Consider the following 1,168-nt stretch of genomic DNA (forward strand, 5'->3'; position numbering starts at 1 on the left):
ATTTTAATATATAAGTTAAAAAGGAGTGGAGACAATGGCAAATAACATTGAAAAGATCACAAGCATTGAAGAACAGATTGAGAAATTAAAGGAAAAGCGAAAGAATTTAGAGAAACAAATGCAGCAAAACATCGGGGCGTCGATTAAACATGCTTCAGAACCAGCAACATTCATACAATACTCCTTTCACCAGTCAGTCTTCATCGTCATCCCACTCATCCATTTTTTTCTGATGCTTCTCCTGGATTTCCTGAGCTTTCTTAGGATTGACCCGGTTTAAACGTTTAATTGCCTCCATATAGGTTAAATCACCATTTTCTAACCTTTTGACAATTATGTTTACATACGGTTGGAAGACACTTTTTTGTGAAGGAGCATCTAATACAGACGGTCCCAAATTTTCTGTGCGCATTTTCGCATAATCCTCTTCCTTAAGGTCCAACAGATGGCTATCCTCTTCTGAAAGCAGTAATCAGTGAAAAAAATCTCTCCTTTTCAAGCAACTTTCCCCGTAAAATTAGTTGATTTAAAAAACTATTATAGCGAAGGCGGCGTAATTTACTTTGTATGTGAATTGCTTGGAGATCAATCACGAGTTTATGCAAAGATTCTCCTTCCATTAGACTTAAAACCTATAATCGATAAGTATGGCCAGCAAAAATCCACTAATATCAAGCTAAAACCTGTAACAACAAATTCACAATTAGAATCTTTATGTACCTACTTTCTACAGGAAAAAAACAGACAGCCTGTTAACTATGTCGGAAAATACTCCCTGGCTTCTCATTCTTTTGAGCAGGTAAAAGCAACAAGCTTATCTGTCGAAGCTCAAGCAAAGAAAAATTCTTTATTAGGTCAAGAAATGTACCTGTACGGAGTAACCAGTGATATTGAAAAAATCTAAACTTCGATGGTGGCCTGCCAACTGCTATATGGGGATTTGACAACGATTAACGATTCACTTTGCCATTTCAATTCCCCTAAAAACCTGGAGTATACCTGTTCTACCGCCACTTCTTCCGCCAGCAGTTTATTTACACTACCCGATTTTTGGAGGTGGCTCACTTGGTTATAATTTTTGATTAGCCATTGGTCTCGGTCAAACTGAATGTGACTAAGACAAGTATTCAGGAGTCTTGTTTTTCCAGAACCAATTTCACCATTTGAC

General features: G+C 37.2%; 2 protein-coding genes and 1 pseudogene. 1 reads left to right on the forward strand and 2 read right to left on the reverse strand.

All coding sequences use genetic code 11. From position 1 onward, the window contains the following. Positions 1 to 193: 193 nt before the first annotated feature. On the reverse strand, positions 194 to 442 hold the full coding sequence (locus ABZ924_RS38750; protein ID WP_361920458.1) for a hypothetical protein: 249 nt from the start codon (positions 440 to 442) through the stop codon (positions 194 to 196). Positions 443 to 475: 33 nt separating this feature from the next. On the opposite strand from ABZ924_RS38750, the gene ABZ924_RS38755 reads away from it, so the two are divergent. After that, on the forward strand, positions 476 to 904 hold the full coding sequence (locus ABZ924_RS38755; RefSeq protein WP_361920460.1) for a hypothetical protein: 429 nt from the start codon (positions 476 to 478) through the stop codon (positions 902 to 904). Here the strand turns inward: ABZ924_RS38755 and ABZ924_RS38760 are convergent. Then, positions 901 to 1,168 (reverse strand): annotated as a pseudogene (locus ABZ924_RS38760) (hypothetical protein); the annotation flags it as partial. The gene ABZ924_RS38755 and the pseudogene ABZ924_RS38760 overlap by 4 nt on opposite strands.

This window comes from Streptomyces sp. NPDC046876, assembly GCF_040645035.1.
Lineage (GTDB): Bacteria > Actinomycetota > Actinomycetes > Streptomycetales > Streptomycetaceae > Streptomyces.